The organism is Corallococcus terminator (genome assembly GCF_003611635.1).
GTDB lineage: Bacteria > Myxococcota > Myxococcia > Myxococcales > Myxococcaceae > Corallococcus > Corallococcus terminator.
Genome location: NZ_RAVZ01000416.1, coordinates 1 through 7,277 on the forward strand (window position 1 = coordinate 1; position 7,277 = coordinate 7,277).

Sequence of the window (7,277 nt, forward strand, 5' to 3'; positions counted from 1 at the left end):
GGCCCACGTTGGCGGTGCTGGGCGCCACGCTCGCGGCCCTGTTCCTCGCGGTGGTGCTGACACCCTCCGCCACCGGCCCCGGCGTCGTCACGCCCACTGAACCCGAGTGGAGCCCCCGGGGCGTCGTCCACGACCCCGTCCCGCCCACCACGCCCCTGGCGCAGCCCGTCCTGCGCATCTTCTGCGCCGTCCCCGGCCAGTCGCTGCGCGAGCTGAAGACCGGGACGGCCTGCGCGCCGGGGGCCACGCTGGCCTTCGCCGCGGGGGCCCGTCCGCCCTACACCCACGTCGCCGTACGGGTGCGCGTCGGTGGGAAGGAAGAGCTCAACGGGCCGTTCCCCTTGAGCGGCAAGGCCGGCGAGGAGCGCCCCCTGGAGCTGACGGTCGCCCTGCCCGCGACGTCCGATATGGCCGAGGTCACCGCCTCGTTCTCCGAACACCCGGACGCCACCCTGGCGGCCCTGCGTGGCGGGACAACGGAGGGGGTGGTGGTGCTCAGGCAGGAGGTCCGGGTAGAGGGAGGACCATGAACAAGTTGGAAATGCTCCTGGGTGCGGCCCTGCTGCTGGCGGCTCCGGAGGCATTGGCGGACACGGTGCGGCGGGCGCTCATCATCGCCCACAACGGCAGCGACGACCCGGCCCTGGCGCCCCTGCGCTACGCGGACGACGACGGCGTGCTGTGGGCGGAGACGCTCAAGCGCCTGGGCGTGGAGACCACGCTGCTGGTGGATCCAGACGAGCCCACGCGGCTGTCCGGCAGCCTGATGCTGAAGTCCGCCCAGGCCCCCACGCGCGCGGCGGTGGAGCAGGCGGTGAAGAAGCTCCAGGCGTCGTCGCTCGCGGACCGCGCGGCGGGACGCCAGACGGACGTGCTCATCGTCTACGTGGGCCACGGCAACACGGACGACGCGGGGCGGTCCTACTTCACGCTCGCCGACGCGCGCCTGGACCGGACCAGCCTCTATTCGGAGCTCGTGGATCCGCTGGGCGCGGACTACGTGCACGTCATCGCGGACGCATGCCGAGCTTCGGGCGTGGTGGGCCGCCGGGGGGGCACGCCGGACGCGGCGGTGCTGGCGGAGCTGCGCGGGGTGCTCGCGCGTGAGCAGTTGGCGTCGCGGCCCAACGTGGGCGCCCTCTTCGCGGAGAGCGACGACGGGGAGACGCACGAGTGGTCGCGCATCCGCGCTGGCGTCTTCAGCCACGTGGCGCGCTCCGGCCTGCTGGGCGGCGCGGACATCAACGGCGACGGACAGGTGGAGTACAGCGAGCTGGCCGCCTTCGTGGCCGCGTCGCTGCACGGCGTGAAGGGGCTGCCCGCGCGGCTGTCGGTGAATGCCTTCGCGCCCACCGCCGCGCCCCGGCGTCCGCTGGTGGGCCCCGCGCCGGAAGGGCCCCGCGTCACCTTCCCCGCGGGTTTCGAATACGCGCGCCTCTCCGTGGAGGACGCGGACGGCCAGCGGCTGGTGGACGTGCGGCGCTCGCCGCAGCAGTGGACTCAAATCCTGCTGCCGCCGCGCGACGTGTACTGGGTGCGCGCCCCGAACGCGGAGGCGCGCGTCACGCTGGCGGAGCTGTCCGCGGGGACGCCGGAGCTGCGCCCCCGGGAGTTGCAGGAGCGCGGCCCCGCGGAGGAGGCCCTGCGCCGCGGGCTGTTCGCCGTGCCGTTGGACCGGTCGTTCTATGACGAGTACGTGGTCGCCGCGGGCCTGGTGCCGGTGGACTTCACGACGCTGTTCCACCCGCCCGTCGTCGGGGGGCTGATGCCCCGGCTGGCCACACCGTCGTCGGACTTCGGCGCGGCGTGGGAGCTGGGCCTGAGCGCGGGGCGCTCACCGCTGGGGCTGGCGAGCTTCGCCACCGGACCCAGCCTGTCGTGGCGCAATCCGACCTCGGTGCACCTGCTGTACTACGGCGTGCGCGGGGCCTACGGCGTGACGCCGCTCGCGGCCCGGGATGGCATCCGGCTGCACCGCCTCACACTGGAGGGCCTGGTGGGCCTGCAGAATCCGGCGCGCACGCCGCTGTTCGCGGAGGTGGGCGCGGGTTGGGGCCTGTTGGGCCTGACAGCGCCGGGCTTCCGGCAGGCGGACCCGACGATGCTGACCACCCACGTGGCCGCGGGCGTCACCGGGCGGCTCGCGGGCATGAAGTTGCGATTGTCGGCCCAGGTGGGCCTGGACCGCGTCACCGCCAACGGGCGGACCGGCGTGGATCGGCAGTACGGCCTGGAAATCAGCCTCCGGCGCTAGCGGACACGGGCCACCGGGCCCGGCCGTGTCCGTGTGTCGTGTGCGCCGGCCCGCGCACGCCACGCCCACACCCCGAGCCCCCTGACGGTCCCCACCGTGTCCCGTTCGTTCCTCCTGCACATCGTGCTGCCGAGCACCGTCATGTCCGCGGTCCTGCTGGCGGGCTGCGATCCCCTCTGCGTCACCGGCCTCTCCCCTCCGGACCGGGGCTACGCGTACGTGGACGACGCGGGCGTCTGTGTCGTCGTCGTGGAGGCGCCCGACGGCTACGACGCGGGCCTCGGCGGATCCGACGCGGGCGTGAAGCGCGATGGCGGCGCCAGGACGGACTCCGAGGACGCGGGCAGGGGCGACGCGGGCCTGGAGCAGGACGCGGGGACGGGGCTTCCGTAGTCCCTCGCGCAAGGGGGCAGCGGAGCCAGCGGTTGCGGGGTGCGGAAGCCGGTGCCTACAGTCGCCGCTCCTCCCGAGAGACAGCCCCGCCCATGTCGTCGAACGTCCCCCTTCCCGTCTCCGTTCCCGCCTCGTCCCACCGCGCCCTCCTCGTGGCGCGAACGGTGGCGGTGCTCGGAGGCCTGGGCTGGTTCCTGTGGTTGGGAGGCGGGCCGGTGCTGCCGCCCACGCGCATCGACTGGATGATGCGCGAGGACTGGGCCGCGCACATCTTCGGCTGGCTCTTCTTCCGCAACGCGGACTGGCAACTGCCGCTGGGCGCGACGCCCAACCACTTCTTCCCCTACGGCACATCGGTGGCGCTCACCGACGGCAACCCGTGGGCGGCCGTCCTGCTCAAGCCCTTCAATGCGCTGCTGCCCGTGGACTTCCAGTACACCGGCCCGTGGCTGGGCCTGTGCTACGCGCTGATGGGTTACTTCGGCGCGAGGCTGGTGGAGACGGTGTCCCCGCGCGCGGTGCCCGTGGCCCTGGGCGGCACACTGCTGGCGCTGTCGCCGGTGATGGCGGCGCGCTTCGGTCACCCCACGCTGTGCGCGCACTGGCTGCTGGTGGCCCTGTTGTGGCTCAACCTGCGCGACCTGCCGGATGCGCGCGCCGCGACGCGGAGCCTGGGCCTCGCGGCCCTCTTCAACGCCATCGCCTCCGGCACCCATCCGTACTGGGTGGGCATGCTGATGCCGCTGACGCTGGCGTTGGGTGTGCGAATCGTCTGGAGCCGGAAACTCGGCCTCGCACGCGTCGCGGCCGCGGTCGCGGGCATCATCGGGTTGGACGTGCTGCTGTTCTCCGTCTTCGGCTACTTCGGCGGACAGGGGCTGGGCGCGGAGGGCTTCGGGGACTTCTCCTCGGACCTGGCCACGCTGGTGAACCCGATGGGTTGGTCGCGCCTGCTGCCGGACCTGCCCGCCGCGCCCCGTCAGGGTGAAGGCTTCGGCTACCTGGGCGCGGGCGCGCTGCTGCTCGTCGGGCTGGCGGCGGTGAGCGTCCTCGTGCGCCTGCGTGAAGCGCGCACGGTGGACTGGCGCCGCGTGCTGCCCGCCGCGGTCGTGGTGGGGCTGATGGCGGTCTATGCCCTGTCCTCACGCGTGACGTGGCTGGGTCAGACGGTGGCGGACCTGGGCGCGCTGTATGCCCCCCTGGAGAAGGCGACGAATGCCTTCCGCGCCTCCGGCCGCTTCATCTGGCCGTTGAGCTACCTGGTTGTCATTGGCGCGGTGCTGACCGTGGTGCGCTTGTGGCGCAATGTCCCGGCCGTGGCCGTGGCCGCGCTGACGGTGGCGCTGGCGGCGCAGGCGTATGACCTGCGCGAGGACAAGAGCGCGCTCTTCAAGCCCGTGCACTTCCAGCGCCTGCAATCCCCCGAGTGGGCCGCGCTCCAGGGTCCCTACCAGCACCTGGCCCTCTTCCCGCCGCATGCGCAGTGGGTGTGCCGCTACGACGAGGCGCTGGTGAACGCACTGGCGTATCAGGCGTACCGGCTGAAGCTCACCTTCAACAGCGGCTACGCGTCGCGCACGCCGCAAGCGTTGGAGGCCGAGTGCCACGCGCGACTGCCCCGCGACGGCCTGGACGCAACCACCGCGTACGTGGTGCTGCCCGAACACCTGCGGCCCTTTCTCGACGCGGGCGCGCGGTGCGGACGGGTGGAAGGCCTTGCCGTGTGCGTGGTGGCCGGCAACACGGATGCATTCGCGCAGGGGCTCGCACGTCAGCCCATTCACTGACGCGACGCGGCCACTGAAAATCCTTTCAGTGACCACTTCACGCGGGATATTACCTTTCAGGTAGCCCGAAGGGGTTCGGGCCCACGTTGAAAGGAGCGGACGATGCCCGCGGTGACGAAGCACGAGGCCGGGACGGTGTGCTGGGTGGACCTGATGGCCTGGGACCTGGAGAAGGCCAAGACCTTCTATGGGGGGCTGTTCGGCTGGACGTTCGAGACGGGCTCGCAGGAGACGAACTACTACACGATGGCCCGGTCCCAGGGCCGCGAGGTGGCGGCGCTGATGCCGCGCGCGAAGGACGCGCCCTTCCCGCCGGTGTGGAACATGTACTTCAGCGTGGAGAGCGTGGACCGCGCGATGGCCCGCGTGAAGGAGCTGGGTGGCCGGGAGTTGCTGCCCGCCATGGACGTCATGGACGCGGGGCGCATGGCCTTCTGTCAGGACTCCACCGGGGTGCCGTTCGGACTCTGGCAGCCGAACCAGTTCCAGGGGGCCGGCCTCATCAACGAGCCCGGTTCCATGACGTGGCATGAAGTGAATACGCGGGACGGCGAGAAGGCCCTCGATTTCTACAAGGGCCTCTTCGGCTTCACGGCGGAGAAGATGCAGACCGAAGAGATGGACTACTGGGTCATGAAGAAGAACGGGAAGGAGGTGGGCGGCCTGATGAAGATGTCCGCGAAGGATCCCGCCGACCTTCCGCCCCACTGCACGATCACCTTCTCCGTGGCGAACACCGACGAATCCGCAGCGGCCGTCACGCGGCTGGGCGGCAAGGTGCTCGTCCCGCCGTTCGACTCGCCCTACGGTCGCATCAGCATCGTCGCCGACCCCGGCGGCGCGAGCTTCGGCCTCATCAAGCTGTCGGAGATGGGCGCGGCCTGAGCCTCCCCCGGGTCTCAGTGCGTGAGGGCCGCCAGCGCGGCGGCCATCACCTGCTTCACGGGCACGCCCGCGGCATGGGCCACGCGGACACAGTCGTCGAACTCCGGGTGCGCGTTGAGCACCCGGCCCTCGCGCAGGCCCCGCTTCACGCGGACCTTGCCCCAGGGCGTCTCCACCTCCACCCAGTCGCGCTCCAGCGCGTGGCGCTCCACCCGGTGGTATCGCACGCCCAGCGACGTGGACTCGCGCAGCACCGTGTCCACCACCGCTTCGCGCAGGCCGCCCTCCACCAGCACGCCCAACAGGTGCGCCGGCCGCCCCTTCTTCATCACCACCGGGGCCACCCACGCGTCCTTCGCGCCCACCTCCAGCAACCGCTCCACCAGGTAGCCCAGGAGCTGCGGCGTGGCGTCGTCCAGGTTCGCCTCCACCACCCACAGCCCTTCGGTGGCCTGCGCCTCCATGCGGCCCAGCGACGCGCGCAGCACGTTGGGTCGGTCGCGGAAGTCCTTGGTGCCGACGCCGTAGCCCACCTTCTCCACGATGAAGTCGGGCGGGTGGCCAATCTTCGTCAGCACCTTGAGCAGCGCCGCGCCCGTGGGCGTCGTCAGCTCGCCCACGCCTTCGAAGCGCACCGGCACGTCGCGCAGCAGCTCCAGCGTGGCGGGCACGGGGATGGGCATCTGCCCATGCGCCACGCGGATGGTGCCGCTGCCCAGGGGCGGCGGCGCGGCGTGCACCTCCGGGTCTCCCAGCAGCTCCAGCACCACCGCCGCGCCACAGATGTCCACGATGGAGTCCACCGCGCCCACTTCATGGAAGTGGATGTCGTCGATGGAGACGCCGTGCACCTTCGCCTCGGCCTCACCGATGGCGCGGAACACCGCCAGGGCGCGGGCCTTCGCGCGCTCCGGCAGCGTGGTGGCGGCTTCGATGATCTGGCGGATGTCCGCGTAGGCGCGGTGCGGGTGCGCTTCCTTCGCGTCCAGCACCACGTCCAGGTGCGTGCCGCTGATGGCGTGGCGCACCGCGCGCGACACCGCCAGCTTCCAGCCGGGCACGTTGAGGCCACTCAGCGCCTGGGTGAGCGCGTCAGGTGACACGCCCAGGTCGATGGCCGCCGCCAGGAACATGTCCCCGGCGATGCCACCCACGGGCTCCAGGTAGAGGATGCGTCGCATGGCTCAGCGCCGTCCCTTCGTGCGAGAAATCAGCGCCGCGTAGAAACCGCCGCCAAACCCGTTGTCGATGTTCACCGTCGCGACGTTCGCCGCGCACGAGTTCACCATCGCGAGCAGCGCGGAGATGCCCTTCAGGTTCGCGCCGTAGCCCACCGACGTGGGCACCGCCACCACCGGGATGCCGACGAGGCCGCCCAGCGCACTCGCGAGCGCACCCTCCATGCCCGCCACCACCACCGCGACGTGGCACTCCTGGATCTCCTCGCGCCGGCGCAACAGCCGGTGAATGCCCGCCACGCCCACGTCGTAGACGCGCCGCACCTCCGCGCCCATCGCCTCGGCGGTGAGCGCCGCTTCTTCCGCCACGGGGATGTCGCTCGTGCCGGCCGTCACCACCGCGACGAGCCCCGCCTTCACCTTGCGCTGGCGCATGTGGAAGATGCGCGCCACCGGGTGGTACTCGGCCTTGGGGAAGCGCGCGAGCAGCGCCTCCGCCTTGTCCGGTTGCAGCCGCGTCACCAGCACCGTCTGCTTGCGCTCCACGAGCGCGCCCACGATGCCCAGCAGTTGCTCCACCGTCTTGGGCTCGCCCAGCACCACCTCCGGGAAGCCGAAGCGCAGGTTGCGGTGCGTGTCGAGCGTCGCGTAACCCAGCTCCGCGTACGGCAGGTCCTTGAGCTTGCCCACCGCGGCGTCCAGGGTGACCTTGCCCGTCTTCACCTGCCCCAGCAGTTGTCGCAGCGCCTTCTCGTCCATGGGCGACCCTCTACCCCACCC

Annotated in this window: 7 protein-coding genes; 5 read left to right on the forward strand and 2 right to left on the reverse strand. The window is 71.7% G+C overall.

The window, feature by feature from the left end; all coding sequences use genetic code 11:
• The 5 genes from D7V88_RS36575 to D7V88_RS36595 form a co-directional block, all read left to right on the forward strand.
• On the forward strand, window positions 1-530 hold a 530-nt coding region (locus D7V88_RS36575), incomplete at its 5' end, for a hypothetical protein (RefSeq protein ID WP_120545216.1).
• The gene (locus D7V88_RS36580; RefSeq protein ID WP_120545217.1) at window positions 527-2,254 is read left to right on the forward strand and encodes a caspase family protein; all 1,728 of its coding nucleotides are present in this window, start codon (window positions 527-529) and stop codon (window positions 2,252-2,254) included. The genes D7V88_RS36575 and D7V88_RS36580, both read left to right, overlap by 4 nt.
• Window positions 2,255-2,350: 96 nt before the next feature.
• Window positions 2,351-2,647, forward strand: coding sequence for a hypothetical protein (locus D7V88_RS36585; RefSeq protein ID WP_120545218.1), 297 nt, complete (start codon window positions 2,351-2,353; stop codon window positions 2,645-2,647).
• 92 nt (window positions 2,648-2,739) lie between these two features.
• Entirely contained in the window at window positions 2,740-4,434 is a 1,695-nt protein-coding gene (locus D7V88_RS36590; RefSeq protein WP_244238584.1) for a DUF6311 domain-containing protein, read from the forward strand.
• Window positions 4,435-4,536: 102 nt separating this feature from the next.
• Window positions 4,537-5,319, forward strand: a complete 783-nt coding sequence (locus D7V88_RS36595) for a VOC family protein (protein WP_120545220.1) — start codon at window positions 4,537-4,539, stop codon at window positions 5,317-5,319.
• Window positions 5,320-5,333: 14 nt separating this feature from the next.
• Here the strand turns inward: D7V88_RS36595 and larC are convergent, their stop codons facing one another.
• Window positions 5,334-6,500, reverse strand: a complete 1,167-nt coding sequence (larC, locus tag D7V88_RS36600) for a nickel pincer cofactor biosynthesis protein LarC (RefSeq protein WP_120545221.1) — start codon at window positions 6,498-6,500, stop codon at window positions 5,334-5,336.
• A gap of 3 nt (window positions 6,501-6,503) precedes the next feature.
• The gene (gene larB / locus D7V88_RS36605) at window positions 6,504-7,256 is read right to left on the reverse strand and encodes a nickel pincer cofactor biosynthesis protein LarB (protein WP_120545222.1); all 753 of its coding nucleotides are present in this window, start codon (window positions 7,254-7,256) and stop codon (window positions 6,504-6,506) included.
• Window positions 7,257-7,277: the final 21 nt, after the last annotated feature.